Raw genomic sequence first — 19,459 nt, 5'->3', positions numbered from 1 at the left:
GAGGGAGGGGGCGAGGAGGTAGTGGAAACAAGGGGAGAAAGAGAAGCGGGGGGGGGGGGTAGGAACGTTCGGAGGAGGGGGGAACCGGGAAGGGAGGTAGGCACAGGCCTGTGCCGACCTCGATGCAAGGTGCCGACTTGCTGAGGGAACTGCCGACCTCGTTGAGGGAACTGCCGGCCCGCGGAACTGCCGACCCGCGGAACTGCCGACCCGCTGAGGGAGCTGCCGGCCTGGGGCGTCAGACCGCCGTCAGGTCCTTGACCGCGCCCTTCGCGATGCGCAGGCGGCGCGGCGTGCGCTGCGCGACCACCGAGTCGTGCGTGACCAGCACGATCGTCAGCCCCTGGTCCTTCCACAGCCCCACGATGAGGTCGACGATCTCGTCGCGGGTCTCCTCGTCGAGGTTGCCGGTGGGCTCGTCCGCCAGCAGCACCTTCGGGTTCTTCACCAGCGCCCGCGCGATCGCGACACGCTGCTGCTGCCCGCCCGACAGCTCGCCCGGTAGGTGGTCCCCGCGGTCGCCGAGCCCGACGGACTCCAGCGCCGCCAGCGCCCGCGCCGTCCTGGTCTGCCGGGGGATCTTGGCCGGGACCAGCGCCGTCTCCACGTTCTCCAGCGCGGTGAGCGTGGGGATGAGGTTGAAGTTCTGGAACACGAAGCCGATGGTCTCGGCCCGCGCGGCGGTGAGCTGCGCGTCGCTCATCCCGGCGAGGTCGGCCCCGTCGAGCTTGACGGTGCCGGACGTCGGCCGGTCGAGCCCGCCCAGCATCTGCAGCAGCGTGGACTTGCCGCCGCCGGTCGGGCCCTGGACGGCGACCAGCTCGCCGTCGCCGATGGTCAGGGACACGCCCTTGAGCGCGCGCACCACACGCTTGCCCTGCTGGTACGTCTTGGTCAGGTCGTCGATCTGATACATGTCTGCTTCCTTCGGGTCGAGCGGCTCAAGCGAGGGAACGAAGGGCTTCGACCGGGCGCAGGCGCGCGGCGCGCTGTCCGCCGACCACACCCGCGATCAGCCCGCCCAGCACGGCGAGGCCGATGGCGGCCAGCACGATCCACAGGCTGACCGGGGCCTGGAGGGCGACGTCGACGGCGCTGCTCGCGGCGCCGGCCAGCCCGCCGGGACGCGCCCCGCCGAAGCCGCCGGCCGCCCCGGCCTGCCCGCCGGCGTCCTGCACGGCGCCGGCGGGGGCGCCGCCCCCGCCGCCCGGGCCGCCCATCGTGAAGCCGCCGCTCGACGTGCCGCCGCTCAGGGTGATGCCGGCCAGGTTCACGGCCCACACGGCCAGCGCGCCGATCGCGAGGCCGGCCACACCGCCGATCAGGCCCTGCACCACGGACTCGCCCGCGACCTGACCCACGACGCGGCCCTTGCTCCAGCCGATCGCCTTGAGGGTGCCCAGCTCGCGCGTCCGGCGGTTCACGCCGGAGACGGTGAACAGGATCGCGAGGCCGAAGGCCGCCGCCAGCACGATGACGCTCAGCCAGGTGCCGAGCGTGCCGATCAGGTTGGACGCCGTCGAGAGGGACCCGGTGACGTTCTCCGCGAGGTCGGACTGGGTGCTCACCGAGGCGTCGGGCAGCTCGGCCTCGATCGCGGTCGCCACGGCGTCCACGTTCTCGGCCGAGTCGACCTGGACGTACACGTCGGTGACCTGGTCGGCGAGGTCCGCGAGGGTCTGGGCCGTCGCGAGCGGCACGTACACGTCCGACGCCGTCGCGACGTCGTCGCCCGTCGTGGAGGTGACCGTGCCGACGATCTTCAGCTTCTCGCCGCCGGTGGTGATGGTGTCGCCGACGGCGAGCTCCTGCTGCTCGGCGTACGTGGCGTCCAGGACGGCGACGTTCTCGTCGCCCGCCTTCAGCGTCCGGCCGTCCGCCACCGTGGCGGTGGTCAGCGGGCCGACGGCGGCGGCGTCCGGGTCCACGCCCGTGACCGTGAACTGCTCGATCTCGAAGGACGACCCGCCGGCCGATCCCTCGCCCGTGCCGTCCGCGTCCATCCGCAGGTCGACGGGGCCGCCACCCTCCTGCATCGCCTCGAAGTCCGGCATCTCGCCGGAGAAGGACATGTTCTGCAGGTCGAGGGTCGCGGCGACGCCGGACACGTGGTCCAGCCCGGAGACGGACTCCAGGGCGGCGGCGTCGAACGACGTCGAGCCCATGGCCGTGCTGAGGCGGTCCTGCGCGAGGCTTCGGGTGCCGTCCTCGCCCGCCTCGCCCTCACCCTCGCCGAAGTCGAAGCGGCCGGGGCCGCCGCCCTCGCCCGGACCCTCGCTCGCCTGCGTGACGGTGATGTCGGTACCCACGCCGTAGACGGACTCGAGCACCTCCGACTGGGCGTTCCTGACGCCGGTCGAGACCGCGTTGACGACGATGACCAGCGCGATCGCGACCGCGAGGCCGATCGCGACCACCACCGTCTGCTTGCGTCGGTTGCGCAGCTCTCTGCGCAGATAGGTGAAGAACATGGGCTCCTGCCTCGGTCCTGAGGAAACGTGCGGGGACGTTGGTGTCCGCGCAGACCGCCGCACGGGCTGGTCGCCACGCCGAAGGGGAGGGGGCGAGCGGCGTGCGGGTCGCACCGCGGACGGTCTGCGCCGGACGATCGGGACGCTAGGAACGCACGCTGTGGTCGGGCTGTCGCAAACCTGTGGTGGCGCTGTGAACTGCGGCCCGATGGACGGTTCCGCGCCCCCTCGCCCGACGTCCTAGGCTGGGGGCCGTAACCTCCGAGCAACATCCTTAGAAGGAGACCCCGTGGCTAGCATCGAAGCCGTTGGAGCACGCGAGATCCTCGACTCGCGCGGCAACCCCACCGTGGAGGTGGAGATCGTCCTGGACGACAACACCTTCGCCCGTGCGGCGGTCCCGTCCGGCGCCTCGACCGGCGCGTTCGAGGCCGTCGAGCTGCGCGACGGCGACAAGGGCCGTTACCTGGGCAAGGGCGTCGAGAAGGCGGTCGCGGCCGTCAACGACGAGATCGCCCCCGAGCTCATCGGGTACGACGCCGAGGAGCAGCGCATCATCGACCAGGCCCTCCTGGACCTGGACGGCACGCCGAACAAGGGCAAGCTGGGCGCCAACGCGATCCTGGGCGTGTCGCTCGCCGTCGCGAAGGCCGCCGCCAAGAGCTCGGGCCTGGACCTGTTCCGCTACGTGGGCGGCCCGAACGCGCACGTCCTGCCCGTGCCGATGATGAACATCCTGAACGGCGGGTCCCACGCGGACTCGAACGTGGACATCCAGGAGTTCATGGTCGCCCCGATCGGCGCCCCGACGTTCCGCGAGGCGCTGCGCACCGGCACCGAGGTGTACCACTCGCTGAAGTCCGTGCTGAAGGAGAAGGGCCTGGGCACCGGCCTGGGCGACGAGGGCGGCTTCGCGCCGAACCTCGGCAGCAACCGTGAGGCGCTCGACCTGATCCTCGTCGCCATCGAGCGCGCGGGCCTCAAGCCGGGCACCGACGTGGGCCTCGCGCTCGACGTCGCCTCGACCGAGTTCTTCTCGGACGGCGTGTACGCCTTCGAGGGCGGCAAGAAGACGCCGGACGAGATGATCGCGTACTACGAGCAGCTCGTGGCCGACTACCCGCTGGTCTCGATCGAGGACCCGCTGTCCGAGGACGAGTGGGACTCCTGGTCCGCCCTCATGGGCAAGGTCGGCGACAAGGTGCAGATCGTGGGCGACGACCTGTTCGTCACCAACCCGGAGCGCCTCGCCAAGGGCATCGAGCTCAAGTCGGCGAACTCGCTGCTGGTCAAGCTCAACCAGATCGGCACGCTCACCGAGACGCTCGACGCCGTGACGCTGGCCCAGCGCAACGGCTTCACCACGATGACCTCGCACCGCTCCGGCGAGACCGAGGACACCACCATCGCGGACCTGTCCGTGGCGACGAACGCCGGCCAGATCAAGACCGGTGCCCCCGCCCGTGGCGAGCGCATCAACAAGTACAACCAGCTCCTGCGCATCGAAGAGGCGCTCGACGAGGCCGGCACCTACGCCGGTCGGTCGGCGTTCCCGCGCTTCCAGGGCTGATCACGGCCTGATCCGGGCCTGGTCCAGGCCTGACGGCGCCGGTCGAGGGGGCCTCAACCGTTCGACCGGCGCCCGTGCGGCAGCACCGCACCGAGCTGTCAGACACGTCCCGGCGTGTCTGGCAGCTTTCGCGTTCCACGAGGTCGACACACGGCGCGCCGGAGGTAATGCCGGTACAAAGGCCTGGCGAATCGGCACAATCGACCCATGCCTTCCTCACGTCGCCCGGCGCGGCCCTCGGGTTCGGCGCGCGGCTCGGGTGCGCGCCCCTCGTCGACGCCCCGCACCGGTGCGGGCGCCTCCGGCGCGAAGGCCGGCAAGGGGACGACACCGGCGAAGGGCCGGGCGTCGGCCAAGAAGCCGTCCGGGCCGGCGGACAAGGGGGCCAAGGGCTCCGCTGCCAAGGGCTCCACCGCCAAGGGCTCCACCGCCAAGGGCACGAAGGACGCCAAGGGCTCGAAGGCGGCCGCGTCGACCGCACGCAAGCCTGCCGCGCCGTCGACGTCGTCCGGCCGTCGCGCTGCCGCGCCCCGGACTGCTCCGGGACGGCCGGCCGCACGCTCGGCCGGGGCCCCCGCACGCGGTGCGCGCCCGACGTCGGGCAGCGGGGCGAAGCGGCCGGCGCAGCCGCGTCGCCGGAGCACGGCCACCGGCAGCGTCGCGCCGCCCGCCCGCCCGGCACGCGCGGACCGCAAGCGCGGCAGCTACGGGCTGGTGGTGCCCGAGGTGCTCACGGTCCGCGCCATGGTGCTGTCCGTGGTGGTGCTCCTCGCGGTGGTGCTGCTGCTCCCGACGGTGCGCGCGGTCATCACGCAGCAGGCCGAGCTGCGCGACCTGCGCTCCGAGCTGAGCCAGCAGCAGGACCAGAAGGCCCAGCTCGAGACCGAGCTGGCGCGCTGGGACGACCGGTCGTACGTGATCGAGCAGGCGCGCTCGCGCCTGCGGTTCGTCATGCCGGGGGACAAGGTGTGGCGCCCGCTGGACACCGACTCGGTCGAGCAGGAGGAGCCGCAGCCCGGTGTCGTCGAGCCGTCGCCGGGGGCGTCCGAGGACGCGGACGTCCCCTGGTACACGAACGTGTGGGACTCGGTGCGGATCGCGGACGGCGAGTAGGCGGCGCGGCGTGCGGTGCGTCACGGCGCGCCGGCGCCGCCCGCCGCCGGTCGCGCGCTGGGAGACAATGGGGCGGTGAACACCGCGACTGAGACCGTGTCCGACGACGACCTGCGGGTCCTGGCCGAGCAGCTCGGCCGCGAACCGCGCGGCGTCGTGGGGATCGCGGCGCGCTGCGTGTGCGGCCGTCCGACGGTGGCGCGCACCGCGCCCCGCCTGCCCGACGGCACCCCGTTCCCGACCGTCTTCTACCTGACGCACCCCGGTGCGGTCGCCGCCGCCTCGACCCTGGAGGCGAACGGCGTCATGAAGGAGATGACGGCGCGGCTCGAGACCGACGAGGACCTCGCCGCCGCCTACCGCAAGGCGCACGAGCACTACCTGGCGCAGCGCGAGGCCATCGGGCACGTCGACGAGATCGACGGCATCTCCGCGGGCGGCATGCCGACCCGCGTCAAGTGCCTGCACGTCCTGTTCGCGCACGCGCTCGCCGCCGGCCCGGGTGTGAACCCGCTCGGCGACGAGGCGCTGGCGCTGGCCCGGGACACGTGGCGCCCGGACCGCTGCACCTGCTGAGGCGCCAGCCGGCCGCCGCCCGGGAGTGAGGTTTCTCGCGAACCGGCACGTCCGGTGCCCAGCGGCAGGTGTGCCTGGGAGAATCCTCGCGTGACTTCCTCTCGCGTGGCCGCGATCGACTGCGGCACCAACTCGATCCGCCTGCTGGTCGCGGACGTCGACGCCGCCGGAAACCTCACGGAGCTCGACCGCCGCATGGAGGTGGTGCGGCTCGGCCAGGGCGTGGACCGCACCGGCGAGCTCGCGCCGGAGGCCCTCGAACGGACCCTCGCGGCGACCCGCGACTACGCGGCGGCGATCGACGCCGCCGGGGCGGAGCGCGTGCGCTTCGTGGCCACGTCGGCCACCCGGGACGCGCGCAACCGGGACGCCTTCTTCGACGGCGTCCGCGCCGCGCTCGGCGTCGACGTCGAGGTGATCAGCGGGCACGAGGAGGCGCAGCTGTCGTTCCGCGGCGCCACCGGCGCCGCCGCGGCGGCGCACGCCGGGCCCTTCCTCGTGGTCGACCTGGGCGGGGGCTCCACCGAGCTGGTGCTCGGCACGAGCGAGGTCGACGCGAGCATCTCGATGGACATCGGCTCGGTGCGGATGACGGAACGCCACCTGCACACCGACCCGCCGTCCGCGGCCGAGATCGAGGCCGCCCGCGCCGACGTCCGGGCCCACCTGGACGACGCCGCCCGCGTGGTCCCGCTCGGGCGGACCGCCACCCTGGTGGGTCTGGCCGGCTCGATCACCACCGTCACCGCGCACGCCCTGGGCCTGACCGAGTACCAGCGGGAGCGGGTGAACCAGGCGGAGCTGCCGGTCGAGACGGTGCTGGCGTCCTGCGCCGCGCTGCTGGCGGCGCCGCGCGCCGAGCGGACGGCGATGGGCTTCCTGCACCCGGGCCGGGTCGACGTGATCGCGGCCGGGGCGCTCGTGTGGTCCGAGGTGATCCAGCGCGTCGTGGCCGACGTCCGGGCCGCGGGCGGGTCGCTGACCCACGTGGTCACCAGCGAGCACGACATCCTGGACGGGATCGCTCTGGCGATGGGCTGACCACTTCCCGACATTCTTCACCGATGGATTTCCGGTTGTCGGGAACTCCCGTCCCAGGTGGTCCGTTGACCGGGCACGATACGCAGCGAAGCGGCGTGGTGGGCGTCACGCTCCCGCCGCTCTTTGCCATGTGAAGAAACACGCTTAGGGCGCGGTACCCTGGGAATCATGCCTCAGAACGACCTGACCTCGGTCAGCCATGCTTCCGACCCGGTGACGCCGCGTCCGCGGAAGGTGCCGCGCATCGTGGTGCTCGGCGGCGGGTCCGTCGGCCTCTACGTGGCGCGCCGCCTGCGAAAGAAGCTGAAGAAGCGGGAAGCGGCCATCGTCGTCGTCGACCCGCGCCCGTACATGACGTACGCACCCTTCCTGCCCGAGGCGGGTGCGGGCTCCATCGACGCCCGCGACGTCGTCGCGCCGCACCGGAAGGCCCTCAAGGGCATCGACGTGCTCCAGGGCAAGGTCACCACGATCGAGCACGGGCGCAAGGCCGTGAAGATCCAGCCCGAGGAGGGCGACGAGTACGAGGTGACGTACGACCAGCTGGTCGTCGGCCTCGGCTCGGTCTCGCGCACGCTGCCCATCCCGGGTCTCGCGGAGGCCGCGATCGGGTTCAAGAACGTGGAAGAGGCCATCGCGGTCCGTAACCACGTCATCAACCGCATGGACGTCGCGTCCTCGACGTGGGACGCCGACCTGCGCCGGCGCATGCTCACGTTCACCTTCGTGGGCGGCGGGTTCGCCGGCATCGAGGCGCTCGCCGAGATCGAGGACATGGCGCGCTACGCGACGCGCCAGTACAACACGATCGAGCCGTCCGACCTGCGGTTCGTCATGATCGAGGGCGCCGGGCGCATCCTGCCCGAGGTCACGGAGCCGATGGGCGAGTACGCCCTCGCCGAGCTGAAGAAGCGCGGCATCGAGTTCCACCTCAACACCTTCCTCTCGTCCTGCGTGGACGGGCACGTCGTCACCTCGACCGGCGTCGAGTTCGACACCGAGACCATCGTGTGGACCGCGGGCGTCAAGGCGAACCCGGTCATCAAGGAGGCCTCGGACCTCCCGTTCGACAAGCTGGGCCGTGTCATCGTGCTCCCCACGCTGCAGGTCGCCACGGAGGACGGCGAGATCGTCGACGGCGCCTGGGCCGCGGGCGACTGCGCCGCCGTGCCGGACGTGCTCAACCCCGGCAAGTTCTGCCCGCCGAACGCGCAGCACGCGATCCGCGAGGCCGTGCGCCTGGCCGACAACATCGTGGCGCTCTACAAGGACAAGCCCGCCGTCGAGTACAACCACAAGAACGTCGGTGTGGTCGCCTCGCTGGGTCTGTACAAGGGTGTCGCCGAGCTGTTCGGCTTCATCAAGCTGCGCGGCTTCCCGGCCTGGGTGGCGCACCGCGGCTACCACGTCATGGCGATGCCGACCGGCAACCGCAAGGCGCGCATCCTGGTCGGCTGGATCGGCCAGTTCCTGATGGGCCGCGAGCTCGTCTCGCTCGGTTCGCTGCACGACCCGCGGCAGGAGTTCCGCAACGCGTCGGTGCCGCCGAAGCCCGTGGGCGAGAAGGTCGAGCAGACGGCCGAGTCGTCCGCCGCGCGCGCGGAGTCGGGCTCCAAGGCCTGACCCGCCGCCCGTCCCGGCTCGTCCCAGGGCAGGCACCGAGCCCCCGGCTCCCCGCTGTCAGAAGCTCTTTGCGGCTGTCAGACGCACAGGTCACTCCGGTGACCTGCACGTCTGACGGGTCCGCGAGGTTCTGACAGGTCGGAGCCGGGGGCTCCGTCGTCGGGTGCCGCTCGGTAGTCTCTGGGGTGCGCCCCCATAGCCCAACTGGCAGAGGCAGCCGGCTTAAACCCGGCCCAGTCCCGGTTCGAACCCGGGTGGGGGCACGATCAGGCTGAGCCCTGGCCTCAGGGGGTGCCGGCGAGGAGCTCCGCGAGGTGGCGGCCCGTCAGCGACGCCTCCTGGCGCGCCAGGTCCGCCGGCGTCCCCTCGAAGACGACGCGACCGCCGTCGTGCCCGCCGCCCGGGCCCATGTCGATCACCCAGTCGGCCCGAGCGACGACCGACAGGTTGTGCTCCACGACGATCACGGACCGGCCGGAGTCGACGAGGCGGTCGAGCAGGCCGCCCAGGTTGTCGACGTCCTGCATGTGCAGGCCGGCGGTGGGCTCGTCGAGCACGAACGTCGGGGTGTCGCCGCCCATCTCGATGGCCAGCTTGAGGCGCTGCCGTTCGCCGCCCGACAGGGTGTTGAGGTGCTGGCCGAGGGAGATGTAGTCCAGCCCGACGTCGGACAGGCGGGACAGCATCGGGAGCACCGTCTTCTCGGTGAAGAAGTCCAACGCCTCCTCGACGGACATGGCGAGCGCGTCGGCGATGTTCTTGCCGCGCAGCGTGTAGCCGAGCACCTCGTCGGTGAACCGCTTGCCGCCGCACGCCTCGCACACGCTGGCGACGCCCGCCATGAAGGCGAGGTCCGTGTAGATGAGGCCCACGCCCTTGCACTCCGGGCACGCGCCCGCCGAGTTGGCGCTGAACAGCGCGGGCTTGACCCCGTTCGCGCGGGCGTACTGCTTGCGGATGGGTTCGAGAATCCCGGTGTAGGTCGCGGGGTTGGACCGCCGGGACCCGCGGATCACCGTCTGGTCGACGAAGGTGACGCCGTCGCGCGGCAGGCAGCCGTGGATGAGCGAGCTCTTGCCGGAGCCGGCCACGCCCGTCACCGCCACCAGGACGCCGAGCGGCACGTCCACCGAGACGTCCTGGAGGTTGTGCAGGTTCGCGTGCTCGATCCGCAGGAAGCCGGTGGGGGTGCGGGGCGTGGGCCGGAGCGTCACCGCCTGGTCCAGGTGCTTGCCGGTCGCGGTGCCGGACGTGCGCAGCCCCGCGATGTCGCCCTGGTAGACGACCGTGCCGCCGTGGGTGCCGGCGCCCGGGCCCATGTCGACGAGGTGGTCGGCCGCCGCCATGACCTCGGGCTTGTGCTCCACGACGAGCACCGTGTTGCCCTTGTCGCGCAGCCGCTGGAGCAGGGCGTTCATCTGCCGCACGTCGTGCGGGTGCAGCCCGATGGTCGGTTCGTCGAACACATAGGTCAGGTCCGTCAGCGCCGAGCCCATGTGCCGCACCATCTTGGTCCGCTGCGCCTCCCCGCCGGAGAGCGACGACGACTCCCGGTCCAGCGACAGGTACCCGAGCCCGATCTGCTCGAACGTGGCGAGCAGGTCGTTGAGCCCGTCCAGGATGGGCTGGACCTGCGGGTCCGCGAGGTCGCGCACGAGCTCGGCCAGGTCGGTGAGCTGCATCGCGGCGGCCTCGCCGATGTGCTTGCCCTTGACCAGCGACGACCGTGCCCGGTCGTTGAGGCGGGTGCCGCCGCACTCGGGGCACGACGTGAAGGTGGCGAGCCGGTCGATGGCCGCGCGCATCGCGCCCTTCATCGACTCGACGTCCTTGACCAGGTAGAGCCGCGTGATCTTCGGGACCAGCGACTCGTACGTCACGTTGATGCCGCCCGAGACGATCTTGCGCTCGTCGCCGTGCATCAGGTCGTGCCACTCGGTGTCGGTGTAGTCCTTCAGCGGCTTGTCGACGTCGAAGAAGCCGGAGTCCGCGTAGACCTTCCAGTACCAGGTGCCGACCCCGAAGTTGGGGAACGTGATGGCCCCCTCCTTCAGCGACTTGCTGCGGTCTACCAGGGCCTCCGTGTCGATCGCGGAGACGCGGCCGAGGCCCTCGCAGCCGGCGCACATGCCCTGGGGGTCGTTGAAGGAGAAGAGGTTGGAGCCGCCGACGTACGGCTCACCGAGCCGCGACCAGATGACGCGCAGCATCGTGTAGGCGTCGGTGGCCGTGCCGACGGTCGAGCGCGCGTTGGCGCCCATCGGCTCCTGGTCCACGACGATCGCCGCGGACAGGTTCGACAGCGTGTCGACGTCGGGCCGCGGGCGTGAGGGCATGAAGCCCTGGAGGAACGCCGAGTACGTCTCGTCGATCAGCCGGCGCGACTCCGCGGCGACGGTGCCGAACACGAGCGAGCTCTTGCCCGACCCGGAGACCCCGGTGAAGACCGTGAGCTTGCGCTTGGGGATGTCGATCGAAACGCCCTGCAGGTTGTTCTCGCGGGCTCCGCGCACCTCGATAGATCCGAACACCACTGTCCTCTCCTGGTCGGTGGTCCCATGGTGCCAGGAGCCACTGACACGCACCCGGCCTCGGGGTCACGCCGTTACGCCAGCAGCAGACGGCGGAACGACCCGGCATGTCGGTGGGGTTGGGTAGCGTGACGGGTACCAACGGCGGGAGCGGGCACATGGCGATGATCTCGACAGCTACTGCGGGCCCCGGTGGGCCCGGCACCACGAGCGACCGCGCGCCGGGCGCGCGGTCCGGCACCCTGGAGCACACGCGCGAGCCGCTGCTGCGCGACCTCGTGGGCGGCATCCTGCGCCGCGCACGGCGGGAGCAGCGCCGCACCCTGGCGGACGTCGCCACGGACGCCCGGGTCTCGACCGCCTACCTGTCCGAGGTGGAACGGGGACGCAAGGAGGCCTCCTCCGAGGTGCTCGCCGCGGTGTGCGAGGCGCTCGGCATGCGGCTCGTCGACCTCGTCGAGCGCGCGTGGGCCGATCTCGCGATCGCGCTCGCGGCCCAGGAGGAGGGTCGGCGGGTCCGCGTCCTGTCGTCCGCGGCCCGCCGTTCGGCCGGCTTCTCGTCGTCGCGGCACCCGTTGCAGGCCGCGCAGCCGGCGCCGGCCGGCACCTCCGCCGTCGGACGGCGCGGGGAGGCCGTGCTGCTGGCGGCGTGAGCCGCCGGGGTCCAGGACGGCGCCGGTGCCCGCCGGGCCGTCAGAGTCCCGCGCGCCGCTTCCCGCCCGGGCGCACGTCGTGCACCCGGTCCACGACCTTGTCGATCATGCCGTAGGCCAGGGCCTGCTCCGCGGTGAACCAGCGGTCGCGCTCGGAGTCCGCCGCGACCGTCTCCACCGGCTGGCCGGTGTGCTCGGCCTGCAGCCGCGTGACCACGTCCTTGACGTGCCGGATGTTCTCGGCCTGGACCACCACGTCCGTCGTCGTACCGCCCGCCCCGCCCGCGGGCTGGTGCATCATGATCCGCGCGTGCGGCAGCGCGTACCGCTTGCCGGCCGTGCCGGCGGCGAGCAGGAACTGCCCCATGCCGCCCGCGAACCCGACCGCCACGGTGGAGACGGCGTTCGGCAGCAGCTTCATCGTGTCGTGCACGGCGAGGCCCGCGCTCATGGAGCCGCCGGGGGAGTTGAGGTAGAGGCTGATGTCGGCGGCGGGGTCCTCCGCCGAGAGCAGCAGGAGCTGCGAGGTCACGCGGTTGGCGACGGCGTCGTCGATCTCGCTGCCGATCAGCACGATCCGCTGGTGCAGCAGCCGCGTGGCGAGATGGTCGTCGAGGGGCTGGGTCTGGATGGTCTCGGTCATGGCTCCACGATCGTCCGAACCGGGCCACCCGGACAGCCGTCTCTGCCCGCCGCAGATCTGCTCATGGCAGAGGCCGCCGCGTCCGCGTCGGGTCAGAGCGGGTTGCCCTGCGGGTCGATCGTCGGGAAGGCGTCGAAGTGGACCTCGAAGGGGATCATCCCGAGACCCTCCTCCTGCCCGCTGAGCGGTTCGATGTGCTCGGCCGAGAAGCGTTCCCAGGCCTGCACGATCGCTTCCATCTGCTCCGGCGTGGCCCACTTGTTGGCGGAGAAGAACGTGGTGGTCCCGAGCCACTTCTCCAGGGTCTCCTCGTCCGCGCCCTGGCCGGCGCGGACGAAGGCCATCACGCGCTCGTGGCGCAGGCGCAGGAACTCGATGTTGACTGCTTCGGCGGTCTGCCGGGCGGCAGGGGAGTCCTTGCCCGCGGAGGAGATGCTGAACCCGCCCGGGGTGCGTTCCCACCAGCGTTCCCGCGCGGTGCCCTTGCCCTCGACCTCACGGACGAGGCCGTGCTTGGCGAGCTGGCGCAGGTGGTAGCTCGTCGACCCGCTGGACTCGCCGACGATCTCGCCGAGCTTGCTGGCGGTGAGCGGACCATGGCTCGGCAGCAGGTCGAGGATGCGGATGCGGAGCGGGTGCGAGAGAGCGCGCAGCGCCGCAGGGCCCAGCTCCGCCGGTGGTCCTGCGGGCCTGGGCGTCGCGGGGGACTCGGCCGCGGGCGTCGCGGGGGACTCGGCCGCGGGTGACGCGGGGGACTCCGCCGCGGGTGACGCGGGGGAGCCGCCGCCCCCGTCCGCCTCGTGCCCCGGGGAGTCCTCACGCGCAGTCGCCATAGGCAGGACGTTACCCACTGGGCGGCGGGTTCAGCGCAGCGCGAGCGGGTGGCGCGCCGCCGCGTTGTCGCGGGCGTGCTCGGCCTGGGCGCGCTGCCGGTCGGCGCGCTCCGCCTCGCGGCGCAGGACTTCGGTGCGGCGGGCCTCCCGCTCGGCAGCCGGTGCCACCGGCTGCCGGCCGGCGGCGGTCGCGACGGTGCGCGGCGCGAGGAAGTGGTTGACCTGGGGGACGGCGGTGGGTGCGAAGGCGCTCATCGGTGCATCTCCTGGCTCGGGGTGGGCTAGCTCGTGTGCCCAACCCTACGCATGCCAACACACCTTTGCAAGGGTTTCTTTGCAACCAGGTCTTTGGAAGTGGCGCCTCACTCCTCGGGGTCGCGTCGGAACGCGTCCAGGTCGTGGTTCAGGCGCTCCAGCAGCTCGGCGAGCAGGGACCGCTCGAAGGGGGACCAGTCGGTCAGGATCTGGTCGTACATCGCGCTGCGCCGGACGCGCTCGCGCTCCAGCTGGGCCCTGCCGGACTCCGTCGCCTCGACCAGGACTGCCCGCCCGTCGAGCGGATCCTTGCTGCGCCGCGCGAACCCGGCCTTCTCCAGGCTGACCACCTGGCGGGTCACGGTCGACGCGTCGAGGCCCTGGCGGGCGGCGAGCGCGTTGATGCCGAGCGGGCCCTCGGTGCTCAGGACCTGGAGCAGCAGGTAGCCCGACCGTTCGAGCGCGGGGGTGTGGCCGGCGCGGATGGCGCCCGTGCGTTCTGCCCGGCGCAGCAGGAGCGCGAGCTGGAGCTCGACGCGTGACAACGGGGCCTCGCCGGGGTGGTCGTCACCGGCGGTCTCTTCCGTCTCCCTCGACATAGGTGTAGCCTACAGGCATATACCTGTGTGATACAGATAAATCCTGAGGAGGCCGCGTGGCCAGCGCGCGCAACGAACCGAACAAGACAGCCATCTACGCCACCGCGCTCACCGCGTTCTTCGCGATCGCCGGCATCGCCGTCGTCGACCCGATCCTGCCCGTCATCGGCGCGGAGATCGGCGCCACCACCTGGGAGATCGAGCTCCTGTTCACCGCGTACATCGCGGTCATGGCCATCGGCATGATCCCCGCCGTGATGGCCACGGGGAAGTTCGGGTACAAGAAGATCCTGGCGACCGGCGTCACGCTCGTCGCCATCGCCGCCGTGCTGGCGGCCCTGAGTGGCAACATCGTCCAGCTCGCGGTGCTCCGCGGCGTCTGGGGCCTCGGCAACGCGATGTTCTTCGCCACCGCCATGGTGCTGCTCGTCGCCCTCGCCAAGGACCGCGAGTGGGTGGTCGGCCTGTTCGAGACCTGCGTGGGGCTCGGCTTCGCCGTCGGGCCGCTGATCGGCGGGCTGCTCGGGCACATCAGCTGGCGCGTGCCGTTCTTCGTCTGCGGCCTGCTCATGGTCGTCGCCCTCCTGGTTTCCGCCACCCGCCTCAAGGACCCGGCCGAGAAGCCCGCGCCGCTCAAGCTCGGGCAGGTCTTCGGGCTGTTCCGCAAGCCGGGCTTCCTGGCGCTCGCGATCGTGACGGCCGCCTACAACTTCGTGTTCTTCGTGGTGCTCGGCTACGTGCCGGTGTTCCTCGGCCTCGACGTCGTGCCGCTCGGCCTGGTGTTCACCGCCTGGGGCATCGGCGTGGCCGTCGGCATCCTCGCGGTGGGCCACAAGCTCGCGCACCGGATCGGGTTCGTGCAGACGCTCGGTGTGGCCGTCGCGGGCGTGCTGGTGTGCGTGGCGCTGCTCGCGATCGGCGTCGGCACCGCGGGCTCCATCGTCGTGACCGTCGTGGCCGGTGTGTTCATGGGTATCGCCAACGCGAACCTCACCGACCTGTCGCTCGCGCTCGGCGACCCGGACCGCCGGGTGACGACCGGCGCGTTCAACCTCGTGCGCTGGGGCTTCGCCGCCCCCGCCCCGGTCGTGGCCGGCCTGCTCGCCGAGGGCGTCAGCCCCTCGTCGCCGTTCTGGGTGGCGTCCGGGGTGCTGCTCGTCGGCGTCATCGTCTTCCTGGTGACGGCGCACCTCATGGCCCGGCCGATCGGGGAGCGCGTGCTCTGGCAGCGCTGGAACAAGGCGGCGAAGGTGGCCGAGCACACGCCCGAGGAGGCCATGTCCGAGCTGTGACACGGAGCCCTGGCCCGTCGTGCAGACGGGCCAGGGCGCGCGGTACGGGACGGAATTCGAGCGGCTGTCAATGTCCGCGACCGCTTGCAGGCGGTCCGGCGTACTGCCCTACTCTGTGACTTCGGTCTGATTTCACCCCGTTGGTCCCGCCGGGTCACGACGGCGGCGTCGTGCCGTATGCCCGATCCTCGCCCGCACCGTGGAGTCCTCGTGTTCCGTCTCGCCCGGCTGTCCCTTGCGAACCGAGCCGTCGTAGCACTGGTGACCATCGCGATAGCGGTGTTCGGGGTGCTGAGCATGACCTCCCTGAAGCAGGAGCTCATCCCGTCGCTCCAGCTCCCGACGGGCATCGTGAGCGCGCAGTACCCGGGCTCCTCGCCCGAGGTCGTGGAGGAGCAGGTCACCGACGTGATCGAGGAGGCCATCGCCTCGGTCGACGGGGTCGCGTCGGTGCGTTCGACGGCGTCCACCGGCATCTCGCTGACCACGATCGAGTTCACCTACGGCACCGACATGGAGTCGGCCACCCAGCGCCTGCAGAGCGCCGTCGCCGGGGTGCAGCCGACCTTGCCCGAGGACGTCGAGCCGCAGGTCACGACCGGCTCCGTCGACGACGTGCCCGTGGTCCAGATGGCGGTGTCCGGCGACAAGAGCCCCAACGCCCTCGCCTCCACCGTCGAGGACGTCGTGGTACCGGCGCTCAAGGAGGTCGACGGCGTCCGCTCCGTGGCCGTCACCGGGCAGAGCGAGACCGAGGTCCGCATCCTGCCGGACCAGGACAAGCTCGCCGCGGCCGGCCTCACGACCGAGGACCTGGCCACCGTGCTGCAGGACAACGGCGTGGTCATCCCGGCCGGGGAGATCACGGAGGGCGGCCGCGCGTGGTCGGTCCAGCTCGGCAAGCCGGTCGACATGGTCGATCAGCTCAAGCAGCTCCCCGTGCTCCCCGGCGGCGCAGCGGCGGGCGGTACCGCGGCCGGTGGCACCGGAGCTGCCGAGGGCGCGACGCCGGACGCGGCGGCCGGCGGGCTGCCGGCCGAGCCGGCCGCACCCGTGGAGCTCGGCCAGGTCGCGTCCGTGGAGCTCAAGCCGGTCGAGGCGACGTCCTACTCCCGGCTCGACGGCTCGCCGTCCCTCGGCCTGGCCATCACGAAGACGCCGGAGGCCAACACGGTCGAGGTGTCCCACGCGATCGAGGACGCGCTCGCCGAGCCCGAGGTCGCGGACACGCTGACCGAGCGCGCCATCGCGACGGCGGTCGTCTTCGACCAGGCCCCGTTCATCGAGGACTCGATCCACGGCCTGGCCACCGAGGGCGGGCTCGGCCTGCTGTTCGCCGTGCTCGTCATCCTCGTCTTCCTGATGTCGATGCGGTCGACGCTCGTGTCCGCGATCTCCATCCCGCTGTCGCTCGCGGTGACGTTCATCGCGATGGACGCGGGCGGCTACACGCTGAACATCCTCACGCTCGGCGCGCTGACCATCTCGATCGGCCGCGTGGTCGACGACGCGATCGTGGTGATCGAGAACATCAAGCGGCACATGTCGTACGGCGAGGAGCGGGGGCCGGCCATCCTCGCGGCGGTGCGCGAGGTCGGCGGGGCGATCGCCGCCTCCACCATCTGCACCGTCGCCGTGTTCCTGCCGATCGCGCTGGTCGGCGGCATGGTGGGCGAGCTGTTCCGGCCGTTCGCGCTGACCGTCTCGATCGCGATGCTGGCCTCGCTCGTCGTGGCCCTGACGATCGTGCCGGTGCTGGCCTACTGGTTCATCCGGCCGCCGAAGAAGGCGCGCCGGGGCGGGGCGGTCGACCGCGAGGCGGCCGAGGAGAAGGAGAGCCGGGGGATCTGGCAGCGCATCTACGTGCCGACCCTGAACGGCGCGCTGCGGCTGCCCGCCCTCACGATCGGCGTGGCCGTGGCGATCCTCGGCGGGACTGCCGCCCTGGTGCCGAACATGGAGACGAGCTTCCTCGGCGACAGCGGTCAGGACACCGTGACCGTCACCCAGCACTACGCGCCCGGCACCTCGCTCAAGGGCCAGGACGAGGCGGCGCAGCAGGTCGAGGCCGCGCTCGCGGGCGTGGACGCCGTCGACAGCGTGCAGGCCACGGTCGGCAGCGGAGGCGACATGTCGATGGCCGCGTTCGGCGGGGCGAGCGCCGGGCTCAAGGCCAGCTTCGCGATCACCCTCGACGAGGACGCTGACGGCGAGCAGGCCGCCAGGGACATCCGCGCCGCCGTCGTGGACCTGACCGAGGCGCCCGCGACCGAGGTCTCCGTGTCCGCGGGCGACTCCGTGGGTACGTCCTCGATCGATCTCGTCGTCCGTGCCCGCGACGTCGAGACGCTGACGGCGGCCACGAACCAGCTCCAGGAGGCCATGGGCGGCCTGAAGGGCTCCGCCGAGGTGAGCAACGACCTGGCCGCCGCCCAGGAGATCGTCGAGGTGACTGTCGACCGCAAGGCCGCGGCACAGTTCGGGCTCACCGAGACGCAGGTCTCCGGGATCGCCTCGGCGGCCCTGGCGGGCGCGCGGGACGTCGGCGAGCTGCAGACCGCCGAGGGGCCGGTGGGCGTCACCCTGTCCGCCGGCGCCGTCCCGGCGACGATGGCCGAGATCGGCGAGATCCCCGTCCCGACCGCGGCCGGCGCCGTCCCCCTGAGCGACGTGGCCGAGGTGAAGATCGCCAGCTCGCCCACGTCGATCACGCGGATCGACGGCGAGCGGTCGGCCACCGTCTCCGTGACGCCCGCCGGCGACGACCTCGGCGCGGCCACCGACGAGGTCGACGCGGAGATCGCGGCGATCGACCTGCCCGCCGGGGCGACGGTGACCGTGGGCGGCGCGGCCGCCGACCAGGCCGAGGCGTTCAGCGACCTGGGCCTGGCGCTGGTGGCGGCGATCGCCCTCGTGTTCGTGGTCATGGTGGCGACGTTCCGGAGCCTGGCGCAGCCGTTCATCCTGCTGGTGTCCGTCCCGTTCGCCGCGGTGGGCGCCCTGGTCGCGCTGGTGGCGACGAACACCCCGCTGGGGGTGCCGGCCCTGATCGGCACGCTGCTGCTGGTGGGCATCGTGGTGTCGAACGCGATCGTGCTCATCGACCTCATCAACCAGTACCGCGTGCGCGGCATGGGGCTCGACGAGGCCGTGCGCGAGGGCGCCCGCAAGCGGCTGCGGCCGATCGTCATGACGGCCCTGGCCACGGTCTTCGCGCTCACCCCCATGGGGATCGGCGTGACCGGCGGCGGCGCGTTCATCTCGCAGCCGCTCGCGCTGGTCGTGATCGGCGGCCTGGTGTCCTCGACGCTGCTGACGCTCTACGTGGTGCCCGTGATCTACACGCTCTTCGAGCGCCGGGCGGAGCGGCGGCGGGCGGCCGACGAGGCCGCCGGAAGGGTCCGCCGTCCGCTGACGGGTGCGCTGGTGAGCGTCGCGACCGGGGCGCTCCGGGCCGTCGGGCGGTCGGCAGGAGCACGGCCGGTGCCGGGTGGTGCCGTGCCCGGCGGCGCCGTCGCCGGCGGAGCGGCCGCGCAGGGCTGGCCCCCGGTCGGGGCGGCGTCCCCCGCTCAGCCCCCGGTCCAGCGCGCGGCGCACCACGAGGGGCCCCGCCACGGGGGAGCCGACCCGTACGCCCGGCAGGCACAGGTGCCGCCGGCCTGGCCGGACCAGGCGGTGCCGGTCCCGACGTCGGCCCCGGCGCAGGAGCTGCCGCCGGCCTCGCCGCCGGTGCACCGACGGCCGCCTGCCCAGCAGCCGGTTCCGCCGCAGTTCGCGCCGCAGCAGCGTGCCGCGCAGCAGGGCGCCCCGCGTGAACGCGCCGCGCAGGAGCCGCACTACTCGGCGCGGCAGCCGGCACCGCAGCAGGGTTCGCCGTACGCGCCGCAGCAGACGGCGTCACGACAGGCCTCGCCGTACGCGCCGCAGCAGTTCGCCCCGCGACCGGCACCGCAGCAGCCGGCACCGCCCCAGCCGGTACGGCAGCAGGCGCAGCACCGGTCGGGTCCGCAGCATGCGGCGTCGCAGTACGTGCCGCAGTTCGCGCCGGAGCAGCGTGCGCCGGAGCAGCGTGCGCCCGAGAGCCCGCAGCAGCAGCCCTACGCCCCGCAGCGGCAGCCGGCGTCGCACGCCGAGCTGCCCCAGCGTCGTCAGGACCCCGAACCGCAGCCGGAGCGCCGGCAGCAGCAGCCGCCGATGTGGCCGCACCCGCTCGACCCGATGGACTGACGGCGCGGCGGCGCGGCCACCGTTCGCCGAGG

Annotated in this window: 15 protein-coding genes and 1 tRNA gene; 9 read left to right on the top strand and 7 right to left on the bottom strand. The window is 72.4% G+C overall.

Annotation, left to right across the window (positions count from 1 at the left end; all coding sequences use genetic code 11):
• Positions 1 to 238: 238 nt before the first annotated feature.
• Together ACFV9Q_RS12900 and ACFV9Q_RS12895 are read right to left on the bottom strand one after the other, a co-directional pair.
• Complete coding sequence (locus ACFV9Q_RS12900; RefSeq protein WP_377232381.1) at positions 239 to 916, bottom strand: ABC transporter ATP-binding protein; 678 nt, start codon at positions 914 to 916, stop codon at positions 239 to 241.
• A gap of 25 nt (positions 917 to 941) precedes the next feature.
• Entirely contained in the window at positions 942 to 2,471 is a 1,530-nt protein-coding gene (locus tag ACFV9Q_RS12895) for an ABC transporter permease (protein WP_377234735.1), read from the bottom strand.
• 289 nt (positions 2,472 to 2,760) lie between these two features.
• On the opposite strand from ACFV9Q_RS12895, the gene eno reads away from it, so the two are divergent.
• From eno to ACFV9Q_RS12865, 6 genes are all read left to right on the top strand, one after another.
• Positions 2,761 to 4,041, top strand: a complete 1,281-nt coding sequence (eno, locus tag ACFV9Q_RS12890) for a phosphopyruvate hydratase (protein ID WP_377232379.1) — start codon at positions 2,761 to 2,763, stop codon at positions 4,039 to 4,041.
• Between the two features lie 207 nt (positions 4,042 to 4,248).
• Entirely contained in the window at positions 4,249 to 5,154 is a 906-nt protein-coding gene (locus ACFV9Q_RS12885; RefSeq protein ID WP_377234734.1) for a septum formation initiator family protein, read from the top strand.
• A gap of 75 nt (positions 5,155 to 5,229) precedes the next feature.
• Positions 5,230 to 5,730: a DUF501 domain-containing protein gene (locus ACFV9Q_RS12880; RefSeq protein ID WP_377234733.1), complete on the top strand. Its 501-nt coding sequence runs from the start codon at positions 5,230 to 5,232 to the stop codon at positions 5,728 to 5,730.
• A gap of 90 nt (positions 5,731 to 5,820) precedes the next feature.
• The gene (locus ACFV9Q_RS12875; protein ID WP_377234732.1) at positions 5,821 to 6,771 is read left to right on the top strand and encodes an exopolyphosphatase; all 951 of its coding nucleotides are present in this window, start codon (positions 5,821 to 5,823) and stop codon (positions 6,769 to 6,771) included.
• Between the two features lie 168 nt (positions 6,772 to 6,939).
• On the top strand, positions 6,940 to 8,394 hold the full coding sequence (locus tag ACFV9Q_RS12870) for an NAD(P)/FAD-dependent oxidoreductase (protein ID WP_377229040.1): 1,455 nt from the start codon (positions 6,940 to 6,942) through the stop codon (positions 8,392 to 8,394).
• 189 nt (positions 8,395 to 8,583) lie between these two features.
• Positions 8,584 to 8,657 (top strand) — tRNA-Leu (locus tag ACFV9Q_RS12865).
• A gap of 21 nt (positions 8,658 to 8,678) precedes the next feature.
• Here the strand turns inward: ACFV9Q_RS12865 and ACFV9Q_RS12860 are convergent.
• On the bottom strand, positions 8,679 to 10,928 hold the full coding sequence (locus ACFV9Q_RS12860) for an ATP-binding cassette domain-containing protein (protein WP_377234731.1): 2,250 nt from the start codon (positions 10,926 to 10,928) through the stop codon (positions 8,679 to 8,681).
• Positions 10,929 to 11,053: 125 nt separating this feature from the next.
• Here ACFV9Q_RS12860 and ACFV9Q_RS12855 point away from each other — a divergent pair, with 125 nt between their 5' ends.
• Positions 11,054 to 11,578, top strand: a complete 525-nt coding sequence (locus ACFV9Q_RS12855; protein ID WP_377234730.1) for a helix-turn-helix domain-containing protein — start codon at positions 11,054 to 11,056, stop codon at positions 11,576 to 11,578.
• A 40-nt stretch (positions 11,579 to 11,618) separates the two neighbouring features.
• Here ACFV9Q_RS12855 and ACFV9Q_RS12850 read toward each other — a convergent pair whose 3' ends face one another.
• The 4 genes from ACFV9Q_RS12850 to ACFV9Q_RS12835 form a co-directional block, all read right to left on the bottom strand.
• Positions 11,619 to 12,221, bottom strand: coding sequence for a ClpP family protease (locus tag ACFV9Q_RS12850; RefSeq protein WP_377234729.1), 603 nt, complete (start codon positions 12,219 to 12,221; stop codon positions 11,619 to 11,621).
• A 92-nt stretch (positions 12,222 to 12,313) separates the two neighbouring features.
• Complete coding sequence (locus tag ACFV9Q_RS12845) at positions 12,314 to 13,054, bottom strand: ArsR/SmtB family transcription factor (protein WP_377234728.1); 741 nt, start codon at positions 13,052 to 13,054, stop codon at positions 12,314 to 12,316.
• Positions 13,055 to 13,084: 30 nt separating this feature from the next.
• Positions 13,085 to 13,309 (bottom strand): hypothetical protein, encoded by a 225-nt coding sequence (locus ACFV9Q_RS12840; RefSeq protein WP_377234727.1) that lies wholly within the window; start codon positions 13,307 to 13,309, stop codon positions 13,085 to 13,087.
• Between the two features lie 107 nt (positions 13,310 to 13,416).
• Positions 13,417 to 13,908 (bottom strand): MarR family winged helix-turn-helix transcriptional regulator, encoded by a 492-nt coding sequence (locus ACFV9Q_RS12835; RefSeq protein WP_377229046.1) that lies wholly within the window; start codon positions 13,906 to 13,908, stop codon positions 13,417 to 13,419.
• Positions 13,909 to 13,964: 56 nt separating this feature from the next.
• On the opposite strand from ACFV9Q_RS12835, the gene ACFV9Q_RS12830 reads away from it, so the two are divergent.
• A complete protein-coding gene (locus ACFV9Q_RS12830; protein WP_377234726.1) occupies positions 13,965 to 15,200 on the top strand; it encodes an MFS transporter in 1,236 nt (411 codons plus the stop codon).
• 177 nt (positions 15,201 to 15,377) lie between these two features.
• Positions 15,378 to 19,427, top strand: coding sequence for an efflux RND transporter permease subunit (locus ACFV9Q_RS12825; RefSeq protein WP_377234725.1), 4,050 nt, complete (start codon positions 15,378 to 15,380; stop codon positions 19,425 to 19,427).
• Positions 19,428 to 19,459 lie beyond the last annotated feature (32 nt).

It is taken from the genome of Promicromonospora sp. NPDC059942 (assembly GCF_042731755.1).
Taxonomy (GTDB): Bacteria; Actinomycetota; Actinomycetes; order Actinomycetales; family Cellulomonadaceae; genus Promicromonospora.
This window is presented reverse-complemented; position numbering and strand designations above follow the sequence as displayed.